The organism is Xanthomonas sp. LF02-5 (assembly GCF_034105325.1).
Classification (GTDB): domain Bacteria; phylum Pseudomonadota; class Gammaproteobacteria; order Xanthomonadales; family Xanthomonadaceae; genus Xanthomonas_A; species Xanthomonas_A sontii.
Genome location: NZ_JAXGGF010000006.1, coordinates 22272 through 45544, shown reverse-complemented (window position 1 = coordinate 45544; position 23273 = coordinate 22272). Strand labels below are relative to the sequence as shown.

Genomic DNA, 23273 nt, shown 5'->3' with positions numbered 1-23273 from the left:
GGAGCCGTCATGTTTCAGGCGTTGTACAACAGCCTTTCCGGTCTCTTCAGTTTTTCCAAGAGCCTGGACACCGTGAGCAACAATGTTGCCAACATGAACACTCCTGGCTTTCGCGGCAGCGATGCATTTCTGGAAAACCTGAGCGGCGAGCACGGGACGCGTATCGCCGGTCAGGGGTTGCGTACCACGGCAGGCGATCTCAGGCAGACCGGCAATGCGACCGATGTCGCCGTGGAGGGCGCGGGCTACTTCGTCCTGCGCGATAGTGCTGGTGCGCTGCATTACACGCGTGCCGGACAGTTCGCTTTCGATGACCGTGGCATCCTGATCGACGGCATCAGCAAATTCGAGGTCATGGCAATCGACACGGATGGGCGCTTGTCCCCGGTGACGCTAGAAGGGCACCGGACGCTGGCCGCCAAGCCGACGACTGGCGTGACACTGAGCGGCAATTTGTCGCCTACCTCCAGCGGCAGCGAAGTCAAGAACATCTCGGTCTACGATGCCGCCGGCGCCACGCACACGCTAAAGGCAGCGTTTGCCGTTGCCAACGGCGGCACGGGAACGAACACGGGCAGTTCGCGCCGATTTACCGTCACCATCACCGATGAATCCGGTGCGCAGGTCGGCAGTGGCGAACTGCGATTCAGCACCGCCGGCTCGCTTGAGGCCGGATATGGCACCGTGGACGCCACGCTCGCGCTGCCGGGTGGGAACCAGAAGATCACCTTCAACTTCGGGACGCCTGGCACCTTCCAGGGCACCACCAGTCTTTCGGGATTGACCGATAACGTCAGCGCCACGGTCGACGATGGCAGACCGGTGCTGGGCATCACGGCACTGGCTTTTGACGAGAAGGGAGTGCTGCAGATCACCTACAGCTCGACCGAGAAGCAGCAGGGTCAGCAGCTGGCACTTGCGGCCTTCAAGAGCGAGAGCACGCTTAAGCTTTCCAGTGGACGGCTGCTGTCCGACGCGGAAAGTCAGCGCAGCGAGCTGGGTCGTGCGGGCACCAGCGTCTTCGGCAAGATTCAGGGTGGCAGCCTGGAGATGTCGAACATCGATCTGACCCGCGAATTCGCCGACATGCTGATCATCCAGCGTGGCTACCAGGCGAGTTCCAGGGTGATGACGGTCAGCAACGAGATGATCGAGCAGCTCTACAACAGTACACGCGGCGGCTGATGGAAACGTACCGTATTGGTTGGCAAGCGGCTGCTACGCTTGCCGAATTGAATGGAGCGCTGGCGGAGCGATTGACCCGCTGGCAGACCGCGTGGCTTCCGCAGACAGTTTCGTCCTGTGCAATCGTACCATGTGCCGGAGATGCGGCCGCGATGCGTGACCGCTCGCTGCATTGGTTGTCGCTCGGTGCTGCCGGGTCGCGGCGGTTCGTGTTGGGCTTGCAAAGGCCCGCATTAAGCGTCCTCGGCGCCGCGGTGCTGCAGTTGCCGCATCAGGCAGCGCCCATGCTGGCGGTGGACGTCGCCCTGTCGGCGCTGTCCGCGCTGACGGGCGAACTCGGTGCGCTGCCAGGCGAGGTCGTGCAGGACGCCGACGGAATCCCACCATGGCAGGACATCGGCAGGGCGGGTGGATTGGCCGGTACGGTAGCCGGACTTCCGGTACCGCTATGGTTCTGGGCGGACCGCGCATGGTGCGATGCGAATGCCAAGGCGCGTGCAGTGTCCGCACATCGTCCTGGCTTGAGCCCGCGCGCCTCGTTGCTGGGCGCGCAGCGCGTGACGGTGCGTGCCGAATTGGATCTCGGCGAGATCGCGCTGGGCGAAGTCAACGGCCTACGCGTGGGTGAGGTGCTTGTGGGTGATGCCTCGCTTGAAGCCGCTGTGAGGCTGGTGACCGATGGCCGGATGCTTGCGCAGGGTGTGCTGCGCGACGAGCACGGAACCCGTTCCGTGTCCATTGTCTAGACGTGGGAAATTTCGAGATGGTTGCTGAGAGTAATCCGGTCGCGCGCGACTATGAGATGTTCGGCCACGTGAAAGTCACCTTGGTGGCCGAGGTCGGGAAGGCGGAAATGACGATCGACGAGGTGCTGTCGCTGAAGACCGACAACATCGTTGCGCTGAATGAGCCGAGCGAGGCGATCGTGACCCTGCTTCTCAACGGAAAGGCGTTGGCGCGCGGAGAATTGCTGGCCGTCGGCGATACCTTGGGCGTGCGCATCGTCGAGATCCTATGAGCCTCGCCGTCACATTCGCTGCGATTCCCTATCGCCGCACAGGTGTCGTCGCCATGTCCGATGTGGGTCAGGTGATCCTGTGTACGTTGCTGTTGCTTGCCATCGCCGTGGTGGCACTGGTCGCTCTCAAGCGCAAGGGATGGCTGGGACGATGGTTGGGCGAGTCCGCGACAGCGGATCAGGCGCCTGCCATCAGGCGCATCGCACAGACGCGCCTGAGCCGCGGCACGGTGGTCCACCTTATCGAGGTGACTGGGCGTCGCCTGGTCGTGGTCGAGTCGAAGTCGCATATCCGCATGCTGCCCTCGGACGCCGTGGAATCGCATGATCCGAATCTCTAATCCATCGATCGCCAACGTGGGTGCAGTGGCGCTGGGCATCGGCCTGCTGCTGCTCGGGTTCCAGGCGCATGCCGACACGCTCGGCGATGCGCTCAAGAGCACCGGATCTCCCGAGTTCACCTCGACACTGCGCATCGCGGTGCTGATGACGGTGCTTTCGTTCATCCCGGTGATCGTGATCGGAATGACGTCGTTCACCCGGATCATCGTGGTCCTGGCATTGTTGCGGCATGCGTTGGGGATTCCGCAAACGCCTCCGAACAGCGTTCTGATCGCCCTGGCGATGCTGTTGACGTTGTTTTCCATGGGGCCGGTCCTGGACCGGATGAACACCCAGGCGATCACTCCCTACCTTCAGGACCGGATCGGCGCAGAAGAAGCGGTGTCGCGGGCTACGCCGGTTCTGCGGGATTTCATGATCAGGCAGACGCGCGAATCGGATCTTCTTGCGGTCACGGAGATGGCGCGCGTCGCACCACCGAAGAAGGTGGAGGACATTCGCTTCACCCATTTGGCTGCCGCCTTCATGCTCAGCGAGCTTAAGACGGCATTCCAGATGGGGTTCGTTATTTTCTTGCCGTTCTTAATGATCGATCTGGTGGTCTCGGCGGTGCTGATGGCCCTGGGCATGATCATGCTGCCGCCTTCGACGGTCAGCTTGCCGCTCAAGATCCTGCTGTTCATTCTGATCGATGGGTGGGTGCTGGTGTCGAAGACCCTGCTGGGCAGCCTGTGGACGTAGCTCCGCATGGATTCCCTGGAGATTGAAGTCGAGCTGTGGAGGCGGTTCAAGGTCGACAACGATCTCGTCGCGCGCGATTACCTGCTCACCGAATACTCGCCATGGGTCGCCTCCGTGGTGATGACGGTCTTGCGCAGAGCCGGCAGCCGCGATCTGGACTGGTCCGATCACATGCAGAACGGGCATTTGGGTTTGCTCGAGGCGATGAATCGCTACCAGCCACAGAAAGGCGTTCCGTTCCAGCTGTATGCCAAAGCTAGAGTGCGCGGCGCTGTCTTCAACGGCATCCGCGCGAGCGCCAAGTCACAGCGCTACCCGAAGGATCTGGTGCTGCTCGAGGTTGCAGATCGCGACGAAGAGGACGCCTTTTCCGAGTTCATTTCCGCAGTCGTCGGGATCGCACTCGATGAGATGGTCGAACAGGCAGCCGATGCCCGCTGCGAAGGCGAGTCGTTGCAGCAGGCGCAGAATGGAAAACTCATCAAGAACGTGCTGCTCGGCATGCCGGATAATATTCGGGCGATCTTCGTTTCGCACTATTACCTGCATCAGCCTTTCGTCAGGATTGCGGAGGATCTGTGCTTGAGCAAAGGCCGGATATCGCAGCTGCATTCGAAAGGTCTCGGGATGTTCAAGTCTTACCTTGCCGATCACGGATACGCGAAGAGCGATTTCATCTAGCGGATGCCATGAAAGCTCGAGATGCCATAAAAGCGGCCGAGTGGGGTGGCGTTGCCGCTGTTCGGCGAGCCGGGTGGCCTTCACTGCGCACGCACGCGCAACAGGATCACGATGGCGCCTCTCCGCTCATCCTGACGCCCATGCCCTCGTCCAAGACGCCTCCGTGGAAGAAGCCGAATCCGCGCGGCCAGCGCAGCCAGCCGCTGTCGCCGTCGCAGAAGGAAGCGGCGAAACAGCGCGCCGAGGAGAACGGTCGCACCTATCCGAACCTGGTCGACAACATGTGGGCGGCGCGCCTGCCGCGCGATGCATCGGGAGCCGACGCGGCGAAGTCGAAGTAGTGTGGATCGGCGTGCGCGTTCGGCGCTGCCTCGCCGGCAGCTGTTCGACCTTGTCTGACGCTGGAGGCGCGGGCGGCTGTAGGGTACGCAGCACCGCCTTCTCGATGCTGGCGGCCAAGCCGACGCTGTGTCCGGCCAGGTTGGCCACGCGGTAGCGGGCAGCGACCCAGTACTTGCTTGGCCTGCCGAGCGACAGGCCGTAGTCCTGCTGTAGCCAGCGCAGCAGACCGGAGGTGACCAGGCGCAGTGCGTCGTCGCTGGAACCGCCCCTGGCCCAGCACCGCGACCTGCTCGGGCGATTCCACGCGTGGCATCGCGATCGGATGGCGCTTCACCGGTTCGACGCCGAACTCGAGGTCCAGCGAGGTTTCCAGCGCCCAATTGGTGGTCTCGTCATCGCCCTGGGTCGCATGGCCATCGCCCAAGTACAAGTAATGCACCGGGCTGCTGCACCGGCAGGTACACCGTGCTGCCCGCCACCACCGCGTTGAAGTCCATGTTGCGCCGCCGACGGATGAACGCGGGCGCACTGGTGCACAGCGCATGCCCTTGGCGCCGCCCCGGTCATGCCCATACCGTGCCGTGCCGGCACTGGGCCGGTCATCGCATCCAGGTACGGGTATGACTCCGCAAGAACAGCAGCTTCTCGAAGACTTCCTGGCGCGCCTGCGCAGCGCCGGCGGGGTGGCCAAAGATCCGCAGGCCGACGCGCTGATCCACGCGCGCCTGGCCGATCAACCCGATGCCGCGTATCTGCTGGTGCAGCGCACCTTGCTGCTGGAGCACGCGCTGGAAGCCGCCAAGGCGCAGATCGCGCAGTTGCAGCAGGCGGCCACGCCCCCGCCGCCGCCGGCCAGCTTCCTGGGCCAGGGCTTCAATGCGGCGCCGCCGCCGTTGCCCCCGGCGCCCGCCGCCGCAGGCGTCGCGGGGGCCGGTGCGCCCGGCTGGCGCGAGCGCTGGTTCGGTGGTGGGGCTGCGGCCGCGGAGCCGACGCCGGCACCGGCCGCTACGCGTGGCCCCAGCTTCCTGAGCACCGCGGCCACCACCGCGGCCGGCGTGGCCGGCGGCATGTTCCTGTTCGAGGGCGTGGAAAGCCTGCTGGGCGGCCACCACGGCGGCGGCCTGTTCGGCGGCGGCGCGCCGCAGGAGACGGTGGTCGAGAACATCACCAACAACTACTACGACGACACGCCGCAGCAGGACATGGGCCAGGACTTCCAGGACGACGGCGACTTCGGCAACGACAACTGGACGTGATGTCCGGCGCGCTTGCGTTACCGCGCTGATCGATTGATCGAGCGAGCGTCAGCCGGCGCTCGCGACCGGTCGCTTGGAGGCATCGAAGCGATCGGTCGGCGCGAGTATCTATTCGTCAATCTATTCACGGATGGCGCTCTGGATTGGCGCATGGATGCAAAAAGACCCAGAAAAACAGGCGAGACCTCGCCGTGCGCCATTCGATTATCTATTCATGCATCTATTCGATCGCAGGTATGCGCGACGCCCGACATATGCGTTGGCGCCGCTCGGTGTCGTGTTCCGGGGTGGATGCGGCCTGGTGCATTGACTGGTGACTGTTCGCGCCGTAGTTGCCACGCAATGGCCGGTATGGCCGCGTTCTGGGAGCGAGTCATCGAGGACGTGCATGTGTCCGCGGCATTCCACAGCATTGCGCGGGGCGCGCTGGCGAAGTTGATCCGCGCCCTGCCGCGGATCGGTTGAGCGCTTTCGCACCGCGTTAAACGACCCGACACACGGCGCTCACGCGGGCAGGACATGGAGCGGGAGAAGCTGCCGTGACTCCCCACCACGAGGTCCTGCCCATGGCTGCCACAAGCACACGTGTCCGTCTGCATGTCGAAGATACCGGCGGTGCCGGTCGTCCGGTGATCCTGATCCATGGCTGGCCGCTGTCGGCCGAGGCGTGGAAGGACCAGGTCGGGCCGCTGCAGCAGGCGGGCTACCGGGTCATCGCCTACGACCGCCGCGGCTTCGGCCGTTCGGAGAAGCCGGCCGACGGCTACGAGTACGACACCCTGGCCGACGACCTGGCCGGCATCATCGAGGACAAGCAGCTGCGCGACGCGGTGCTGGTCGGCTTCTCGATGGGCGGTGGCGAGGTGGCGCGCTACGTGGCGCGGCATGGCACCGGGAAGCTCGCCGGCGTGGTGTTCGCCTCCGCGGTGCCGCCGTACATGCTCAAGACCGAGGACAACCCGGAAGGGCCGCTGAGCAAGGAACAGGCGCAGGAGATGGAGCAGGGGCTGAAGGCCTCGCGCGAGACCTTCTTCGACGACTTCACCCGCGGCTTCTTCAGCGCCCACGGCACGCTGAAGGTCAGCGAGGCGCAGCGCCAGGAAGCGATCGCGCTGTGCCTGCAGAGCGACCAGACCGCGGCGCTGGGCTGCATGCAGGCGTTCGGCACCACCGATTTCCGCGAGGACATCAAGAAGGTCGACGTGCCGACCCTGGTGCTGCACGGCGATGCCGACGCCACGGTGCCGTACGAGGGCTCGGGCCAGCGCACCCATCGCGCCATCGCCGGCAGCGACGTGGTGTTGCTGAGGGATGCGCCGCATGGCTGCAACACCAGTCATGCCGAGGAGTTCAATCAGGCGCTGCTGGGGTTCCTGGCCAAGCTGGGCTGATCGCTGGCGCGTGTCTCGGTGCCGACGCTCACGGCGTGGCACCGCGACGACGCGACTAGGCAGCAGGTAGAAACCAACCCGCGACAGCGCTTGGCTGCCGCGGGTCGATCCGGCCGACTCAAGCCATCGCGCAGATCACTCGCCGACCAGCGTCGCCACGCTCTGCGGGTCGACATAGACCACGGTCTGGCCCGAGGCGACGCTGTACTTGCCGCCGTAGCCGACGTTGAGGCTGGACGAGGTGCTGTACTTGGTGAACGCGGTGGCGCTGCCGGCGGGCACGCGCACGGTGATCTGCCGATGCTGGGTGCCGGTGTTGACCGCCACCAGGACCAGTTTGCCGCTCGGGGTCTTGTAAGCGCTGACGGCGACGTCGTTATACGGCGCGGCGGTGGCGCCGATGCGCACGGACCCCGGACGCACGAAGCGTGCGTATTGCGACATCACGTAGCCGCGCTTGCTCACCGTGCCGTTCTCGGCAATCAGCCCGTAGCTGCGGCGGATGTACCACCAGATGTAGCCGCTGTAGTTGGCCAGCATGCTGTTGTGCAGTTCGCTGCCCACGCCGAGCGCGGACGGCCAGGCGTTGCCGTCGGTGTTGTCGGTGTAGTGCTCGGTCATCCACAGCTGCTTGCCCTTGCTGCGCGCCAGCGGGTAGTCCTTGGGCTGCACGCCATACAGGTGCCCGCCGACGATGGACAGGTACTGGGCGGCGCTGCTGTTGAGCACCGGGTCGGTCAGCGCGGGGTTGAAGCCCAGCGACTCGGCGGCGAGCAGCTTGAACTTGCCGAACTTCGCGCCCTGCGCGCTGATGAAGTTGAGGAAGTCGGTGCCGTTCCAGTCGCCCGACTCGTAGTCCGGATGCCAGTCTGGCTCGTTCTGCAGCGACAGGGCGTAGATCGGCGCGCCTTTGCTGTCCATGTAGGCGGTGGAATCCAGCAGGTGCTTGGCGTACGCGTCGTAGTACTGCGGCAGCAGCTTGCCGCCGTTGTTAAGGCTGTTGTTGGACTTCATGTAGGCCGGCGCCGACCACGGCGTGGCCAGCAGCACTGCGCCGTGCGCGCGGGCCCGCACCGCCGACGGCACCTGCTGGCTCCAGCCGGAGCTGGACGGATCGATGCGCATGCGCATGATCGACAGGCCGATCTGCCCGGTGTCGCTGCCGAACGCCAGGTCGACCTGGGCCGGGGTGAGGTCGGCGACCCAGCCGGCGCCGTTCATGCCGCCGAAGCCCTGGATGGTCTGGTGGACCTCGCTCGGGGTCACGGTGACGGTCTGTGCCAGGGCGGTGCCGGCTGAGAACAACGTGGCGGCTGCGGCGAGCAAGGTGCCGAGCAAACGAGGGGTCTTCATGGCTTGTCCAGCAGTGGGGGAGGCGTGACGCTAGCCAGCGCAGATGACCATTTCAATGTCGCGGTCGTCCAAAGCGGGCAAGTGAGACCGGAGGCGCAAGGCGAGCGCAACCGTGTCCTCAGTCCGCATGGCGCGGATGCCGCGCTGGATGGCGCGATGCAGCGTGGGTGCTTGCGTTGCTGTGCAGCGAGGAGACGCATGCGGATTGTGCGCAGTTGCGCGCGCAAACGCCGCAAGATGCACAAGTGCGCGCATGGCAAAACTGCGCACAATGCAGGCGCTGGCACAGCGCAGGGGGCGTGCTGGCGTTTCCTCTTGCGAAGGTGTTGCGCATGCCATTGTTCCGTGTTCCGCAACGCTGCGGCGTTGCCCTGTTCGCTGCGATGCTGTCGATCCTGCTCTGCCTGCCGATGCTGGCGCAGGCGCAGGCCACCCGTTATCGCGACGTCGCGCCGCTGTTGCTGGGCGTGGCCTGGTATCCGGAGCAGTGGCCGGAGGCGCAATGGGAGCGCGACCTGGCGCTGATGCAGGCGGCGCACGTGCGCGTGGTGCGGATCGGCGAGTTCGCCTGGAGCCGGATGGAGCCGCGCGAGGGGCAGTACGACTTCGACTGGATGGACCGCGCCATCGCCGCGGCCGCGCGGCACGGCATGGTGGTGGTGCTGGGCACGCCGACCGCGGCGCCACCGGCCTGGTTGACCCAGACCTATCCGGACACCTTGCGGGTCAGCCAGGACGGCGTGCGCGACGAGCACGGCAACCGCCAGCAGTTCTCCTTCGCCAGTACACGCTACCGGCGCTTCGCGCATGCCATCGCCGAGCAGATGGCGCAGCGCTACGGGCACAACCCGCACGTGGTCGGCTGGCAACTGGACAACGAGTACGCGCAGTCCTCGTTCGATCCCGAGGCCAAGGCGCAGTTCCACGCCTGGCTGCAGCGCAAGTACGGCAGCATCGACGCGCTCAACCAGCGTTGGGCCACCGCCTACTGGAGCCAGACCTACAACGACTTCGCGCAGATCCCGGTGCGCGAGGACGAGGAAAATCCGGCGCTGTTGCTGGAGTGGAAGCGCTTCGTCAGCGACACCTGGGCCGACTATTCGCGCAACCAGATCGACGCGATCCGCCCGCATGCCGATCCGCGCCAGTTCATCACCACCAACACCATGGGCTGGTTCGCTGGTTTCGACGCCTACACCGTGCACGACGTGCTCGACATCGCCGCCTGGGACGACTACGTCGCCGGCGAGCGCTACGACTGGGTCGACAACGCCGCCCGCCACGATCTGACCCGCGGCTACAAGCAGCGCAACTACTGGGTGATGGAAACCCAGCCGGGCTTCGTCAACTGGCGCGCGACCAACGTGGCGCTGCGCAAGGGCCAGGTGCGGGCGATGGCGTGGCAGGCAGTGGCGCATGGCGCCGATGCGGTCTCGTACTGGCAGTGGCGCGCCGCGCCCAACGGGCAGGAGGAATACCACGGCACCCTGGTCGGCGCCGACGGCACGCCGGTGCCGGTCTACGCGGAGATCCAGCAGGTCGGCGCGGAGTTCGCCAAGGCCGGTCCGGCCCTGGCCGGCACCACGCCGCAGGCGCAGGTGGCGCTGATCAACGACTTCGACAGCCGCTGGGCGATCGGCTTCCAGAAGCATGCGGCCGACTTCGATCCGGTCGTGCAGATGAAGAGCTTTTACCGGCCGCTGCGGCAGCAGGCGCAGGTGGTCGACGTGATCTCGGCGATGGCGCCACTGGAGCGCTACAAGCTGGTGGTGGCGCCGGCGCTGAACGTGCTGACCGAGGCGCAGGCGCAGCGGCTGAAGGCCTATGTCGAACACGGCGGGCATCTGGTGCTGGGGCCGCGCAGCGGCATGAAGAACATCGACAACGGCCTGCATCCGCAGCGCCAGCCGGGTCCGCTGGCGGCGTTGCTCGGTGGACGCGTGGAGCAGTTCTATGCGCTGGACAAGCCGATCTCGCTGGTCGGTGCGGGCGCCGACGGCAGCGCCAAAATCTGGGCCGAACAGTTGCAGGCCACTGCCGCCGACACCACCGTGCCGCTGCGCTACGGCGCGGCCAACGGCTGGCTGGATGGCGCACCGGCGCTGCTGACCCGGCGCGTCGGCAAGGGCCGCATCAGCTATGTCGGTGGCTGGTTCGACGACGCCACGCTGGATCGCCTCACCGGTGACTGGTTGCGCGACGCCGGGGTGCAGGGGCCGCTGGCCGACGTGCCGGAAGATGTGGAAGTGGGTGTGCGCAGCGATGGCGCGCGGCGCATCGTGGTGTTGATCAACCATGGCGCCACCGCGCACACCGTGCGGCTGCCGGCGTCGATGCGCGCGCTGCTGGGGCCGACGCCGAGCGGCGACACAGTGCAGCTGGCGCCCGACGACGTGGCGGTGCTGGAACAGCGTCGCTGAGGACTGTCGCGGTGCGCTACGGCGCATTGCCGGCCACGCGATGACGGATCGGTGCGGTGGGTGCAGCTGTGCCGCGCTTGCCGTGGCCGCGTCGCGTCCGTGCGCCACGCGCAAGGACACGCTCTACAATGCAGGTGCCAGCGGGCGTCGCCGCCGCCATCGCGTCGCGGCCTCGTTTCCTCACTGGAGTTGCGTGTGTCCTTGTCTTCTTCCCGTCCGTTGTCGCCGGTGGGCCGGCTGTTCGCCGCTGCCGCCGTGTTCGAAGGCCTGACCTGGGCCGGCCTGTTGCTCGGCATGCTGCTCAAGTACGGCACCCAGACCACCGAGCTGGGCGTGTGGCTGTTCGGCCGTCTGCATGGGGCTGCATTCCTGCTGTACGTGGTCGCCAGCCTGCTCGCCGCGCTGCGGTTGCGCTGGCCCTGGTGGGCGTGGGCGCTGAGCCTGCTGGCGGCGCTGCCGCCGCTGGTCACGGTGCCGCTGGAACTGTGGTTCCGCCGGATCGGCCTGCTCGGCGCGCCAGGGCAGCGTGCCGTGGAATAGTGCAGGCGCTGCGGCGCAGGCGAGACATCTTGACCTGTGCGATGCGCTGCATCGGTAGTGCGTTGTGACTGCATTCTCCGGCAGCGCTCTAGAATGCTGTCCCCAGTGCAGGCGAGGAGGCCATGGGCAAACGCAAACGACGACCGCCCCTGCCAATGCCGACACCCACGCGCCTGCAACGGCTGGTCGCGCGTCTGGAACGGCCGGTGTTGATGCTGATGGCCGCGGTCATGGTGGCGTGCGCCGCGATGAAGCTGTACCTGCTGGCGAAAGCGCTGCAGAGCGGCGTGTACATCGGTGTACCGAGAGCCGGGCCGAAGCGGATCTATCTGCTGGCGACCGATCCAGGCCACTATTGGTTCTCGATCGCGTGGGACGGCGTGCTCTGCCTCGTGTTGCTTGCGCTGGCCATCGCCACGGGCTGGGCGCTGATGGCGTTGCGCAAGCCGAAGTAGCGCGCTGCCATCGGCGTGTCGCGGCGATCACTTGGCCAGGCAACGCTGCCAGCGCTCGGCCACGCGCTGCGCGAACCAGGCGGTGGTGAGCTTGCGGGTGATCTTCGGGCTTTCCAGGGCGATGCCCGGCAGTACCGCGCGTGGCAGCGGCTTGCCGGCATCGCGGTCGGCCAGGGCGAACACCTGGCGATACAGCGCGCTGTCGGCGAAATCCGCCTCGCTGCCGCGCTGCAGTGCGCGGCGGATGGTGCGCGCGTCCATGCCCAGTTGCGTGCCCAGGCTGCGTGCGGCGCGCTCGGTGGCGCCGGGGGCGTCGAGCTCGGCGCCGGGCGTCAGCAGATCGCCGTCCAGTGCCAGGGCAATGCCGCTGGCCCGCGCCAGCGCGGCCTGGAATGCGGCATTGCGGCTGGCGTACCAGCCGGCATTGAAGTCGGCGAAGCGGTACAGCATCGCCGCCGCGTTCGGGTAGCCGAGCAGGTGGCGGGTGCCGAACCAGATGCCGCCTCGGCGAGTGAACACCGCGTGGCGCACGCCGTCGCTCAGCGGATACGGATAGCCGTCGGTGTGCGCCTGTGCGAAGGCGATGCTCACCTGCATCGGCCCGGCGGTGTGCACCGGGTTGAGGTCGCCGAACAGGCGCTGGCCCAGCGGCACACTGCCGGCGATGTCCTCGAAGATGCTGCTGAGATCCTGCTCGGTGCGCGCGGCGGCCAGACGCTCGGCATAGCTGCGCCCATCGGGCCCGCGCAGTTTGAGCGCCGCATCCAGCGCGAACGCCGGCACATGCACCGCCGCCGCGCGCCGTTGCAGTTCCGCCCGCGCGATCTCGCCCAGCCCCGGCACCGGCGGATTGGTCTGGTAGGTCGATTCCTGTTCGATCACCGCCAGGACCGCACAGATGTTCTCGGCATTGGTGCCCAGACTCTGCGAGGCCAGGGCTACGTAGACGTCGTCGGCCCAGCCGCGGCGATCGGGTACCGTGGCCGGGATACGCCGGGCGATGTCGGCCTTGACCTCGCTGGGCGTGCGCTCGGGCATGCGTGGCGCCTGCGTGGCGCAGGCGCCGAGCAAGGCGGCGCTGCACACGGCGAGCAGGCGGACGAAGACGGCGGTGGACATCGGCGCGGCGGCTCCAACGGGATAGCGTCGCTGCATCCTACAGGTGCGCTGTCGGCACCGCGCCTACGTCGTCGGCGTCGACGCTGTGCGGTCGGAGGTCGCCGCCGCTTGCGTGTCCGCGTCGAGCACATGGATGCCGAAGCCGCTGCGGCCGGGTGCGAACTCATCTCGCAGGGTCAGCGCCGGAATCGCGTAGTCGCCTGCATTCTGCTTGCGGAACGCGATCGGCGCGGTACTGAACAGCGTGTCCAGCCGTTCGCCCAGCGCCGCGCTGGTCTGTGCGAAACGCGCCGCATCCATGCGTCCGCTGCGGTACACCACGAACGGCGGCAGCACCTCGAAGCCGGGGTAATGCAGGATGCCGTGCTGGATCGGGAACAGCAGGTCGTCGATCGGCCCATTGGTACCGCGCGGCGCGTAGTGCGATTCCCAGCCGCCGGCGGTGACGATCAGCATCGCGCGCTTGCCGGCCAGCGTGCCTTCGCCGTAGCGGTCGCCCCAGTGCGTGTCGGAGTGTTCGCCGACGCCGTAGGCGAAGCCGCAGGCATACACCCGGTCCACCCAGCCCTTGAGGATGGCCGGCATCGAGAACCACCACAGCGGGAACTGCAGCAGCAGCGCATCGGCCCAGCGCAGCTTGTCCTGCTCGGTGGCGATGTCCGCGCACTGACGGCCGCTGGCGAAGGCGCGCTGCGAGTCGCGCGAGGGATCGAAGCGCGCGTCTGCCGCGCCATCCAGGCTGTCCTGCGCGTCGACGGTGGTTTTCCAGTCCATTGCATACAGGTCCGACACCTGCACGCGATGGCCGGCGGCCTGCAGGCGTTGGACCGCGACCTGCTTGAGGGCGCCATTGAGCGAGGCGGGTTCGGGATGGGCATAGACCAGCAGCACGTTCATGCGGGTTCTCGGTGAGGGAAGGCCTCCACGCTAGGCCGCGCTTCGCTATAGTGGAAATGAATTGCCTTGATAGTCGCTATTGCCATGGTTGATCTGCGCCGCCTGGATCTCAATCTGCTGCTGACCCTGGACACGCTGCTCGACACGCACAACGTGACCCGCGCGGCGGCGCGGCTGCATCTGTCGCAGCCGTCGGTCAGCGTGCACCTGGCCAAGCTGCGCGAGGCGCTGGGCGATCCGTTGCTGCTGCCGGGGCCGCGCGGCATGCGCCCCACCGCACGCGCCGAAGCGCTGCGCGCCCCGTTGCGCGAGGCCCTGCAGGCGCTGCAGCAGGCGGTGGCGCCGGATGCGCCGTTCGATCCGGCGCGCGCGCAGACGCTGTGGCGGGTGGCGGCCAGCGACTACGGTGCTTCCACCGTGCTGCTGCCGGCGATCGACGCCTTGCGCCGGGTGGCGCCGGGTACAACGTTGGCGGTGCTGCAGTTGGCGCCGCCGACGATCGCGCAGCAGGCCGAACAGGGCCAGATCGACATGGCCCTGCACACCGTCGCCGACGCGCCGCCGGGCCTGCGCCGGCGCACGCTGTTCGCCGAACACTACGTGCTGGTCGGTCGGGCCGGCCATCCGCGGTTGCGACGTCGACCGAGCCTGGCGCAGTTCTGCGCGCTCGAGCATGTCATCGTCTCGCCCGACGGCGGCGGCTTCAGCGGCGCTACCGATGCGGCGTTGCGGACGCGCGGCCTGCAGCGCCGGGTGGTGCTGTCGGTGCCGCACTTCCAGTTCGTCGTTGCCGCGCTACAGCGCAGCGACCTGGTGGCGATGCTGCCCGAGCGCCTGGTGCGCGACCAGCCCGGTCTACGGGTGTGCGCGCCACCGCTGGAGCTGCCCGGCTACGAAATGGCCATGCTCTGGCACGAGCGCGTTCACCGCGATCCGGCGCATCGCTGGTTGCGCGAGCACATTCTCGCGTCGATCTGACGCGGCGGAGGCGATCGCCTCAGCGGCGCGTGCCCAGTACCCCGTCCAGGGCCAGCTGCGTGGTGAAGCCGGCCTTCTCCAGGCGTTTGGCCACCTCGCGCGGCACGTCGCGGCCGCTGGTGAGCTTGTTCGGACTGCCGGTGTAGTGGAACAGCCGGCCGCCGCGGCGCAGCACCCGTGCGAGTTGGTCGTAGAAGGTTTGCGCGTAGAGTTCGCCGGCGATGCCGAAGCGCGGCGGGTCGTGCAGGATCGCGTCCATCGATGCGTCGGCGATGCCGCCGATGGCGGCGCCGACATCGCCATGGGTCAGCTGCAGGCGGCCGTCGCTGGCGGCCGGATCCGGCGACCACGGATTGAGCGTGCGCAGCCACAGCACGTCGGCGTTCTTCTCGAACGAGTGCAACTGCGCCACGCCGGCTTCCAGTGCGCACGCGGCGAAATAGCCCAGGCCGCCGCAGGTATCCAGCACCTGCTTGCCGCGCGGTTCCACCAGCGCCACCTTGCGCCGCGCGTCCTCGAACGGCGACAGCTGCGCGCTGGGCAGCATCTTGATGCCGTCGATCTCGAAGGTCGGCGCGCCCCACTCGGTCGGCACCAGCTTGATCAACGCACCGCCGAAGCGCGACACCGCGGCGAACTCGTCGCCGTCCCAGTAGTACAGCGTGCGGTCCTTGAGCTTGCCCGGATAGGGATAGTCGTGTCCCTGCCACTGCCAGCGTTCGGTGCCAAGCAGGGCCTGGCTCCGACTGCGCTCCAGGTCGAGCGAGCCGGACCAGGTGGTGGCGCCGGCATCGCGCGCGGCGAGCAGCGCGACGGCGAGCGGACGGGTGAGCAGGGGGCCGGAATAGCGGGTCACGGGGGGATCTGCCGGCGCCACGGCGCGGCACGGGGCTCGGATGCGGGAGCGCATCGTAACCGATGGCTCCATGCACCCGCATCGCCGGCGCGCATTGCCGCGTGCCTGTTCCCGAAGGAAAGTACGTGCCGCGTGGCGGCAAGCTGCAGCGATCGAAAGTTCGTCATTTTCATTGCCAGCGCGGCGGCAGCGCCACGACAAAAGAGGGATACTGACCATCCCCCCCACGTACGCCGTCGCAGCGCCGCTGCCGGCCAGGATCGTCCATGCTCAAGGGTGTGCTGCTCGGTTTCGCCTGTTACGCCGCCTATTCGATCAGCGACGCCTTTGTGAAGGGGCTGGAGGGGTCGCTGCCGGCCTACGAGGTGGTGTTCTTCGGGGCGCTGCTGATGCTCGCCGCGCTGCCGTTCCTGAAGAAACCGGGCGATCGCTGGCGCGAAGTGGTGGTGGCGCAGCGGCCCAGCATCTGGCTGCTGCGCGCGTTCACCGGCGCAGCCGGCAATCTGTCCGCGGTCACCGCCTTCACCCTGTTGCCGATGGCCGAGGCGTTCGCGCTGATCTTTCTGATGCCGATCTTCGTCACCGTGCTGTCGGTGCTGCTGCTCAAGGAGGAGGTGCGCTGGCGGCGCTGGTTGGCGGTGATCGTCGGCTTCATCGGGGTGCTGGTGGTGCTGCGGCCGGGCTTCCGGCACCTTGGCCAGGGCCATGTCGCGGCGATCGTCTGCGGCCTGGTGGGCGCGGTGTCGGTGATCAGCCTGCGCATGGCCGGGCCCGGCGAGAAGCGCCTGACCCTGTACGGCGCCGGCGTGCTCGGACCGCTGCTGATGGGCGGCCTGTTGATGCTGCCGACCTTCGTCTGGCCCACCTGGCAGCAATGGATCCTGCTGGCCGGCTACGGCCTGCTCGCCGGCCTGGCCGCGATCTTCATGATGTACGCCTCGCGGTCGGCGCCGATCAGCGCGGTGGCGCCGACCCAGTACAGCCAGATGCTGTGGGCGATCGGCTTCGGCTACTGGCTGTTCCACGATCACCTGGACTGGCCGATGGCGGTGGGCATCGCGCTGATCCTGGGCGCCGGGCTGTTCACCCTGGTGCGCGAGGAGAAGGTCACGCGGTGGTGGCGGCGCACCAAGCTGGTGTGAGCGCGGCCGCCTGAGCCGATCTCGGTCGCCGCACCGGCGCCGATCAGGAAATCGCCGATACGGCCGCGCACGCAGCGCGGCGATGCTGCCCGTTCACGGACGAGGCAATGCAGGCGCCGTGGCCGCGAGGATGCTGCGGTCGCCGCGCCATCGGACTTTCCTTATCAAGATCGGAGAACGGCATGACGAACAATGCGATGGGGCAGTTGCTCGACGCCGCCGCCCATACGGGCGCGGCGGGTGTGCGGGTGGTGGCAGGCGTGGTCGGCGCGGACGGTGCGGTTCGCAACGGCGCGGGGTACGCGGTGGCGCACGTCAGCACCGGGCATTACCTGGTGAGCTTCCAGCCGCCGTTCCAGGCGCTGGATGGCGTCTCGGTCACCCAGATCTATCCGGGCGACGGCAGTACCTGCGACAACGCGGTGATCATCCGCCTGGACGCGGGCCAGGTGCTGCTGAAGACCGGCGACGGCGGCGGCAACCAGTCCGACCGCGATTTCAGCTTCGTCGCGATCGGGCAGGGCGGCGCGCTGGCCTGAGCGACGGCACCCGCGGCGGCGCGGACGGCATGCGGCGCCGTCCGTGCCGCCGCGGGCGCCACCCGGCGCACGCGCGGCTGGCGCGCGCTGCCGCCATCTTCTATGTTTGCAGGCTAATCCCTCGCGATGGCCTGCGCCCATGACCGATCCGTCCGCCCAGCCCGACCACCTGCAGCGCAGCCTGTCCAACCGCCACCTGCAGTTGATCGCGATCGGCGGAGCGATCGGCACCGGCCTGTTCATGGGCTCGGGCAAGACCATCAGCCTGGCTGGGCCGTCGATCCTGTTCGTGTACCTGATCATCGGCGTGATGCTGTTCTTCGTGATGCGCGCGATGGGCGAGCTGCTGCTGTCGAACCTGGAGTACAAGTCGTTCATCGACTTCTCCACCGACCTGCTGGGGCCCTGGGCCGGGTTCTTCTGCGGCTGGACCTACTGGTTCTGCTGGATCATCACCGCCATCGCCGACGTGATCGCGATCGCCGCCTACGCGCAGTTCTGGTTCCCGACGCTGGCGCCGTGGATCCCGGCGATGCTGTGCGTGCTGTTGCTGCTGGGGCTGAACCTGGTGACGGTGAAGCTGTTCGGCGAGATGGAATTCTGGTTCGCGCTGATCAAGATCGTGGCGATCTGCGCGCTGATCCTCACCGGCGCCGGGCTGGTCGCCTGGGGCTTCCAGTCGCCGTCCGGGCACGTGGCCTCGCTGGCCAACCTGTGGAACGACGGCGGCATGTTCCCGATGGGGCTGGGCGGGTTCTTCGCCGGCTTCCAGATCGCGGTGTTCGCCTTCGTGGGCATTGAACTGGTCGGCACCACCGCCGCCGAGACCGCCGACCCGCGCCGCAACCTGCCCAAGGCGATCAACTCGATTCCGGTGCGCATCCTGGTGTTCTACGTGCTGGCGCTGGTGGCGATCATGGCGGTGACGCCGTGGCGCGAGGTGGTGCCGGGCAAGAGCCCGTTCGTGGAGCTGTTCGTGCTGGCCGGCGTGCCGGCCGCGGCCAGCCTGATCAACTTCGTGGTGCTGACCTCGGCCACGTCCTCGGCCAACAGCGGCATCTTCTCCACCAGCCGCATGCTCTACGGCCTGGCCGAGGAGCGCCACGCGCCGCGCGGCTTCGCCCGGCTCTCGCGCGCGGCGGTGCCGGCGCGCGGGCTGCTGTTCTCCTGCGCCTGCCTGCTCGGCGGCACCGTGCTGATGTACCTGATTCCGAACCTGGTCACCGCCTTCACCCTGGTCACCACGCTGGCCGCGGTGCTGTTCATGTTCGTCTGGTCGCTGATCCTGTGCGCCTACATCGCCTACCGGCGCAAGCGCCCGCAACTGCACGCGGCCTCCGCGTTCAAGATGCCCGGCGGGGTGGTCATGTGCTATGTGTGCCTGGCGTTCTTCGCCTTCGTGCTGGCGCTGCTGACTCTGCAGGCCGACACCCGCCAGGCGCTGTTCGCCAGCCCGGTATGGTTCCTGCTGCTGGGCGTGGGCTATGCGTTGAAGCGCCGCAGCGCCTGAACCGGTGCGCGCGGCGGGCGTTGACGCTCCGCGCGCGCTGACGGATGCTCGCGGCCTTTCCTGCGCGAGCCAGTCCCGATGATCACCATCCACCGCCTCGGCGGCACCTCCGACACGCCGGTGTGCTGGGTGGACCTGTGCCGGCCGAGCGAGGCGGAGCTGGCCGAGGTCGACGAGAAGGTCGGTTTCGCGGTGCCGACGCGCGCGGCCATCGGCGAGATCGAGTTCAGCAGCCGGGTGCGGGTGGAAGGCGATGTGCTGTTCCTCAACGTGCCGCGCTTCCAGGACGAGGACGGTCCGACCGCGCCGCTCGGTTTCGCGGTGTCGCCGCGGGTGCTGGTGACCCAGCGCGAGCAGCCGATGGCCTCGCTGGATGCGGTGGCCGCGCAGCTGCAGCACAGCCCCTGCCGCAGCAGCGACGACCTGCTGCTGCGCCTGCTCGACGAACTGGTCGGGCGCCTGGCCGACCGCCTGGAAGCGCTGGAGGCGCAGATCACCGAGACCACGCGGGTGGCGTTCGACCGGCCGCATGCGCGGCACAAGTCGCGGCACCTGGAGCGGATGCTGCACGACGTCGGCGACATGGGCCGGCGCCTGGGCGGCATGCACAACGCCGGCCACGGCCTGCTGCGCCTGGCCACCTATCTGGACGATGCCGCGCCGGACTGGTTCGGCGAGGACGCGGCCAAGCGCATCGGCCTGCTGCACAAGGACCTGGTCACGCTGAGCGAGTTCGAGCAGCAGTTGAACGACCGCATCGAGTTCCTGCTCGACAGCGTGCTGGGCATGATCAACGTCGACCAGAACAACGTGATGAAGGTGATGGCGGTGGCCTCGGTGGTGGGCATCCCGCCGACGGTGCTGGTCGGCATCTGGGGCATGAACTTCGCGCACATGCCCGAGCTGAAATGGCACGACGCCTACTACTGGGCGCTGGGCGTGATCGCGCTGAGCATGCTGTTGCCGCTGGCCTGGTTCCGCCGGCGCGGCTGGGTCTGAGCCAGCCGCGCGCGGCGCCGGCCGCGCAGGTCACGCCGCCAGGCTGTCGGCCTCGGCGGCGTCTTCCGCGGTGTCGCTTTCCTCGCCGCTGACGTGCTGTACCGCGGCGATGTCCCACGACACCGTGTCCGGATCGATCAGGGCGTGGATCGCCGCGCCCTGCAGTTCGCGCATCAGCCGTCGTGCCGAGGCGGTGCCGTGCGCGACGCTGTCCCACAGCACCATGTCGACCACGCTGCCGTCGCGGCGGCGGGCGATGCGCCGCGAGCGGAAGCCGGGCTGGCGCTGCAGCCAGGCATCGACCTCGGCATTGGCGCGCAGGAAGGTGCGCCAGGTGCAGTCCAGCAGGCGGAACGTGGCGATTTCCAGGGCTTCGGTATGGGGATGCATCGGTCTCTCCTGCGGTCTGCATCGCCCGCATGGCACGCTGGCGGCGACGCGGCAGCGCGACGAGGGGCATGGGGGAAGGGACAGGGCCGAACGGCCGGAACAGGCGGGCGGGGGCGGGCGTTCCGGGACGGCGCCGGTGCGGGAACCGGCCGACACAGGATGCTGGCCCGCGCCGCGGGCGCGTTAGCGCGATCCAACGGAATTCTTGTACGATCCTGCAAGCCGCGTCGCGCCGTGGTCCGTGCCGGCGCAGCATCGTGCAAGCTTGCCTTCCTCCTCCGCACGCTACGGCGCCCTTGCCGATGACCGCGCTCGCTCACCGTTACCAGGAAATGGCCGCCCTGGTTGCCCGATTGGCCGTCCCCGATGGCGACCACGACACCGCCATCGACGGCTTCTTCTGTTCCTACCGCTCCGCGCCGTCGCCGAAGACGCATACCGCGCAATGGCCGGTCTTCGCGCTGGTGCTGCAGGGCGAGAAATGCCTGACCCTGGGCAACGAGGAGTACCACTACGGCGTGGGCACCTTTCTGCTGGTGACGCTGGATCTGCCGGTGGTCTCGCGCATCACCCAGGCCAGCCCGGAACAGCCGCTGCTGGGCGTGGGCATGTCGATCCGGCCGGACCGGCTGCGCGAACTGCTCGAGCGCATTCCGTTGCCGCCGCAGGTGGGCGCCGAGCGCCCGCGCGGGGTCTCGGTCAACACCGCCTGCCCGGACCTGCTGGACGCGACGCTGCGCATGCTGCGGTTGCTGGAACGCCCGGCCGACATCGCGGCGATGGCGCCGCTGATCGAGCAGGAGATCCTGTATCGCCTGCTGGTCGGGCCGTGCGGGCCGAATCTGCTGCGCATCGCCCAGGAGGACAGCCCCAGCAACCGCATCGCCAAGGCCATCGCCTGGCTGCGCCAGCACTACGCCGAACCGCTGCGGATCGAGGATCTGGCGCGCCAGGTCAACATGAGCGTGTCCTCGCTGCACCACCATTTCAGCGCGGTCGCGGCAATGACGCCGCTGCAGTACCAGAAGCAATTGCGCCTGCGCGAGGCGCGGCGGCTGATGGTGGTCGAACGCATGGACGTGGGCGCGGCCGGCTACCGCGTCGGCTACCAGAGCCCGTCGCAGTTCAGTCGCGAATACAGCCGGCTGTACGGGCGGTCGCCGCGCAGCGACCTGGCCGAGCAGCTGGGCCTGGCCGGCTGAGCGGTACCGGCACTGCGCGGGTCCTCTTGCGCATTTGACGTGCTGCTTGATCGACCAAGGGCCTCTCTCATCACTCCGAGGCACGTCCCGTAGGGGCGGCGTCAGCCGCGACGCGCGTTACCGGGAAAGCTTCGTCCCGACCGAAGTCGCTCCCACAGGGGCTTGCGGCGAGCCCGCCGGGTGCACTGTGGGAGGGACTTCAGTCCCGACGCATTGCGCCATCGGAACGCACACCACATCGCGCGTCGCGGCTGCATGACAGCTGACTCCTACAGAGCAAGCCGCATCCGGCTTGTGTGTCGCCGGATCGAGCGATTCGAGGTGCTGCAGGCAGCGCGTCGGTGTGCTTCGGCGCCCGTGCAGGACCGCTGCGGTCCTGCACGGGCGGCACGCACTACTGCAATTGCTTGAGCCGCGCGACGATCTCCTGCGCGTGGCGCTCGATCAGGCCTTCGGAGGTGCCCCAGGCGGTGCTGTTGGTCGATTCCACGTCGAACTGCGCGGCGGTCTTGCCGTTGGCATCGGCGACGGTGACGCGGCTCTTGATCTTGTCGCGCCCGGCCATGATGCCGGCCCAGAAGCGCGCACCGTTGCTGCGCATGTAGTAGTGATCGATGACGATGGTCATCTTGCGTGCATTGGCCTGGCCCTGCGTGCCGTGCAGGTGCGCCGCGTCCAGTTGCGTGTCGAGCTGGCGGCGGAACATGGCCAGGCTCTCGGCGTCGGTGTCGTCGTTGCCGGTGAGTTGATACCAGTAGGTTTCGGCGGTGGTCGCCTTGTAGCTCTGGTGCACCACGCTGTTGGTCGCGCAGCCGGTGGCCAGCAACATCACGCTCACCAGCGCGAGCGTTTTCCATTGCAGTTTCATGCTCTCTCCTTGTTGAATCCCCATGCCGGGGCGAACGCCGCCGGCCGCGGCAGCATAGCGGCTGCGCGCGGGCAGGCGGGAGGCCTAGCGCGTTGTCTCCGGATCGCCCAGCCACGCGGCCACGATCCGCGCATAGGCGCCGCTGGCCTTGCTCAGGTGCAGCCACTGGTCGACGTAGGCCTTCCAGACCATGTCGTCGCGCGGCAGCAGGAACGCTTTCTCGCTGTACTGCAGCGGCCGCTCCGGCGCCACCGCGCACAGGCCGGGTACCTGGCGCTGCTGGAAGCGCGCTTCGGAGGCATCGGTGATCATGACGTCGGCGCGGCCCTCGCGCAGGTCGCGGAAGATGGTGGGGTTGTCGTCGGACAGGATCAGTTGCGCATGCGGCAGTTCGCGGCGGGCGAACGCCTCGTTGGTGCCGCCGCGCGGTTCGATCACCCGCACTTCGGGCCGGTCGATCTGGGCGATGGTGCGGTAGCGCGTGCGGTCGGCGCAGCGCACCAGCGGGATCTTGCCGTCGACCTCCAGCACGGCACTGAACCAGGCCTGGCGCTGCCGCGGCAGCGATACCGAGATGCCGCCGACGGCGATGTCGCAGCGGTCGGCGCGCAGGTCCGGCAGCAGGGTCGGCCAGCGCGTGGGCACCCATTGCAGCTTGACTTCCAGGCTCTCGGCCAGCGATTGCGCCAGGGCGATGTCGATGCCGTCGTAGGTGCCGTCGCGGCGCAGGCGGCTGTAGGGCGCGTAGTCGCCGGTGGTGCACACGCGCAGCACGCCATCGCGAAGGACGCTGTCCAGGTGCGAGGGCGCGGCGTGTGCGGGCAGCGCCAGCGCGGCGCCGAGCAGGCCGGCGGCCAGGCGTCGGATCATGCGGTTCTCCTGCAGCAGGGTGGGCGTCGGTGCCCGTTGGCTGTACGCCGGCTGTCGCGCCGACGGTGCGCGTCACCTTAGCCGTTTTGCGCATGCGCCGACGCAATCCCTGACGCGACAAGGCCTTGCGTGCACCGGGCGGGCGCCGGTGACGCCATGTTGCCGCTTGCCGCGCGCGG

General features: G+C 67.9%; 25 protein-coding genes. 18 read left to right on the top strand and 7 right to left on the bottom strand.

Features of this window, described 5'->3' with window-relative positions; translation table 11 throughout:
* Nucleotides 1-9 precede the first annotated feature (9 nt).
* From flgF to SLW52_RS15700, 9 genes are all read left to right on the top strand, one after another.
* The gene (flgF, locus tag SLW52_RS15740; protein WP_267123485.1) at nt 10-1185 is read left to right on the top strand and encodes a flagellar basal-body rod protein FlgF; all 1176 of its coding nucleotides are present in this window, start codon (nt 10-12) and stop codon (nt 1183-1185) included.
* Nucleotides 1185-1931 (top strand): FliM/FliN family flagellar motor C-terminal domain-containing protein, encoded by a 747-nt coding sequence (locus SLW52_RS15735; RefSeq protein ID WP_267123486.1) that lies wholly within the window; start codon nt 1185-1187, stop codon nt 1929-1931. The genes flgF and SLW52_RS15735 overlap by 1 nt, the downstream gene beginning before the upstream one ends.
* A 17-nt stretch (nt 1932-1948) precedes the next feature.
* A complete protein-coding gene (locus tag SLW52_RS15730; RefSeq protein ID WP_267123487.1) occupies nt 1949-2203 on the top strand; it encodes a FliM/FliN family flagellar motor switch protein in 255 nt (84 codons plus the stop codon).
* Nucleotides 2200-2544, top strand: a complete 345-nt coding sequence (locus SLW52_RS15725; protein ID WP_267123488.1) for a flagellar biosynthetic protein FliO — start codon at nt 2200-2202, stop codon at nt 2542-2544. Before SLW52_RS15730 ends, SLW52_RS15725 begins: the two co-directional genes overlap by 4 nt.
* Nucleotides 2528-3286 (top strand): flagellar type III secretion system pore protein FliP, encoded by a 759-nt coding sequence (fliP, locus tag SLW52_RS15720; protein WP_267123489.1) that lies wholly within the window; start codon nt 2528-2530, stop codon nt 3284-3286. Before SLW52_RS15725 ends, fliP begins: the two co-directional genes overlap by 17 nt.
* Before the next feature lie 6 nt (nt 3287-3292).
* Nucleotides 3293-3967, top strand: coding sequence for a sigma-70 family RNA polymerase sigma factor (locus SLW52_RS15715; RefSeq protein WP_267123490.1), 675 nt, complete (start codon nt 3293-3295; stop codon nt 3965-3967).
* A gap of 140 nt (nt 3968-4107) precedes the next feature.
* Nucleotides 4108-4308, top strand: a complete 201-nt coding sequence (locus SLW52_RS15710; RefSeq protein ID WP_267123491.1) for a hypothetical protein — start codon at nt 4108-4110, stop codon at nt 4306-4308.
* 621 nt (nt 4309-4929) lie between these two features.
* Nucleotides 4930-5565: a DUF2076 family protein gene (locus SLW52_RS15705; RefSeq protein WP_320740662.1), complete on the top strand. Its 636-nt coding sequence runs from the start codon at nt 4930-4932 to the stop codon at nt 5563-5565.
* A gap of 566 nt (nt 5566-6131) precedes the next feature.
* Nucleotides 6132-6956, top strand: a complete 825-nt coding sequence (locus tag SLW52_RS15700; RefSeq protein WP_320740661.1) for an alpha/beta hydrolase — start codon at nt 6132-6134, stop codon at nt 6954-6956.
* A 135-nt stretch (nt 6957-7091) separates the two neighbouring features.
* On the opposite strand, the gene SLW52_RS15695 is transcribed toward SLW52_RS15700, so the two are convergent.
* Nucleotides 7092-8309 carry a glycoside hydrolase family 30 beta sandwich domain-containing protein gene (locus SLW52_RS15695; protein ID WP_320740660.1) on the bottom strand — a complete coding sequence of 406 codons (1218 nt, stop codon included), beginning with the start codon at nt 8307-8309 and terminating at the stop codon, nt 7092-7094.
* A gap of 332 nt (nt 8310-8641) precedes the next feature.
* Here SLW52_RS15695 and SLW52_RS15690 point away from each other — a divergent pair, with 332 nt between their 5' ends.
* The 3 genes from SLW52_RS15690 (at nt 8642) to SLW52_RS15680 (ending at nt 11724) form a co-directional block, all read left to right on the top strand.
* A complete protein-coding gene (locus tag SLW52_RS15690) occupies nt 8642-10729 on the top strand; it encodes a beta-galactosidase (RefSeq protein WP_267119364.1) in 2088 nt (695 codons plus the stop codon).
* A gap of 219 nt (nt 10730-10948) precedes the next feature.
* Nucleotides 10949-11269 (top strand): DUF3817 domain-containing protein, encoded by a 321-nt coding sequence (locus SLW52_RS15685; protein ID WP_017911534.1) that lies wholly within the window; start codon nt 10949-10951, stop codon nt 11267-11269.
* A gap of 122 nt (nt 11270-11391) precedes the next feature.
* The gene (locus SLW52_RS15680; protein ID WP_320740659.1) at nt 11392-11724 is read left to right on the top strand and encodes a hypothetical protein; all 333 of its coding nucleotides are present in this window, start codon (nt 11392-11394) and stop codon (nt 11722-11724) included.
* 27 nt (nt 11725-11751) lie between these two features.
* On the opposite strand, the gene SLW52_RS15675 is transcribed toward SLW52_RS15680, so the two are convergent.
* Nucleotides 11752-12843 (bottom strand): DUF1615 domain-containing protein, encoded by a 1092-nt coding sequence (locus SLW52_RS15675; RefSeq protein ID WP_320740658.1) that lies wholly within the window; start codon nt 12841-12843, stop codon nt 11752-11754.
* A gap of 63 nt (nt 12844-12906) precedes the next feature.
* Nucleotides 12907-13740: an NAD(P)H-dependent oxidoreductase gene (locus SLW52_RS15670; RefSeq protein WP_320740657.1), complete on the bottom strand. Its 834-nt coding sequence runs from the start codon at nt 13738-13740 to the stop codon at nt 12907-12909.
* Between the two features lie 84 nt (nt 13741-13824).
* On the opposite strand from SLW52_RS15670, the gene SLW52_RS15665 reads away from it, so the two are divergent.
* Complete coding sequence (locus tag SLW52_RS15665; protein WP_267083815.1) at nt 13825-14718, top strand: LysR family transcriptional regulator; 894 nt, start codon at nt 13825-13827, stop codon at nt 14716-14718.
* A 19-nt stretch (nt 14719-14737) separates the two neighbouring features.
* On the opposite strand, the gene SLW52_RS15660 is transcribed toward SLW52_RS15665, so the two are convergent.
* Nucleotides 14738-15574 carry an SAM-dependent methyltransferase gene (locus tag SLW52_RS15660; protein WP_320740656.1) on the bottom strand — a complete coding sequence of 279 codons (837 nt, stop codon included), beginning with the start codon at nt 15572-15574 and terminating at the stop codon, nt 14738-14740.
* 266 nt (nt 15575-15840) lie between these two features.
* Here SLW52_RS15660 and SLW52_RS15655 point away from each other — a divergent pair, with 266 nt between their 5' ends.
* The 4 genes from SLW52_RS15655 to SLW52_RS15640 all read left to right on the top strand — a co-directional run bounded on the left by SLW52_RS15655 (nt 15841) and on the right by SLW52_RS15640 (nt 19764).
* Nucleotides 15841-16716, top strand: a complete 876-nt coding sequence (locus SLW52_RS15655; protein ID WP_026143535.1) for a DMT family transporter — start codon at nt 15841-15843, stop codon at nt 16714-16716.
* Between the two features lie 182 nt (nt 16717-16898).
* Complete coding sequence (locus SLW52_RS15650) at nt 16899-17255, top strand: hypothetical protein (protein WP_295927428.1); 357 nt, start codon at nt 16899-16901, stop codon at nt 17253-17255.
* A 139-nt stretch (nt 17256-17394) separates the two neighbouring features.
* Nucleotides 17395-18765, top strand: coding sequence for a D-serine/D-alanine/glycine transporter (gene cycA, locus SLW52_RS15645; RefSeq protein WP_010340292.1), 1371 nt, complete (start codon nt 17395-17397; stop codon nt 18763-18765).
* A 78-nt stretch (nt 18766-18843) separates the two neighbouring features.
* A complete protein-coding gene (locus SLW52_RS15640; protein WP_152237326.1) occupies nt 18844-19764 on the top strand; it encodes a CorA family divalent cation transporter in 921 nt (306 codons plus the stop codon).
* A 30-nt stretch (nt 19765-19794) separates the two neighbouring features.
* Here the strand turns inward: SLW52_RS15640 and SLW52_RS15635 are convergent, their stop codons facing one another.
* A complete protein-coding gene (locus SLW52_RS15635; protein ID WP_267083810.1) occupies nt 19795-20154 on the bottom strand; it encodes a hypothetical protein in 360 nt (119 codons plus the stop codon).
* A 302-nt stretch (nt 20155-20456) separates the two neighbouring features.
* On the opposite strand from SLW52_RS15635, the gene SLW52_RS15630 reads away from it, so the two are divergent.
* Nucleotides 20457-21356 carry an AraC family transcriptional regulator gene (locus SLW52_RS15630; protein WP_017908446.1) on the top strand — a complete coding sequence of 300 codons (900 nt, stop codon included), beginning with the start codon at nt 20457-20459 and terminating at the stop codon, nt 21354-21356.
* 394 nt (nt 21357-21750) lie between these two features.
* Here SLW52_RS15630 and SLW52_RS15625 read toward each other — a convergent pair whose 3' ends face one another.
* Together SLW52_RS15625 and SLW52_RS15620 are read right to left on the bottom strand one after the other, a co-directional pair.
* Nucleotides 21751-22224: a DUF4410 domain-containing protein gene (locus tag SLW52_RS15625; RefSeq protein WP_043093464.1), complete on the bottom strand. Its 474-nt coding sequence runs from the start codon at nt 22222-22224 to the stop codon at nt 21751-21753.
* Between the two features lie 84 nt (nt 22225-22308).
* Complete coding sequence (locus SLW52_RS15620) at nt 22309-23094, bottom strand: transporter substrate-binding domain-containing protein (RefSeq protein WP_320740655.1); 786 nt, start codon at nt 23092-23094, stop codon at nt 22309-22311.
* Nucleotides 23095-23273: the final 179 nt, after the last annotated feature.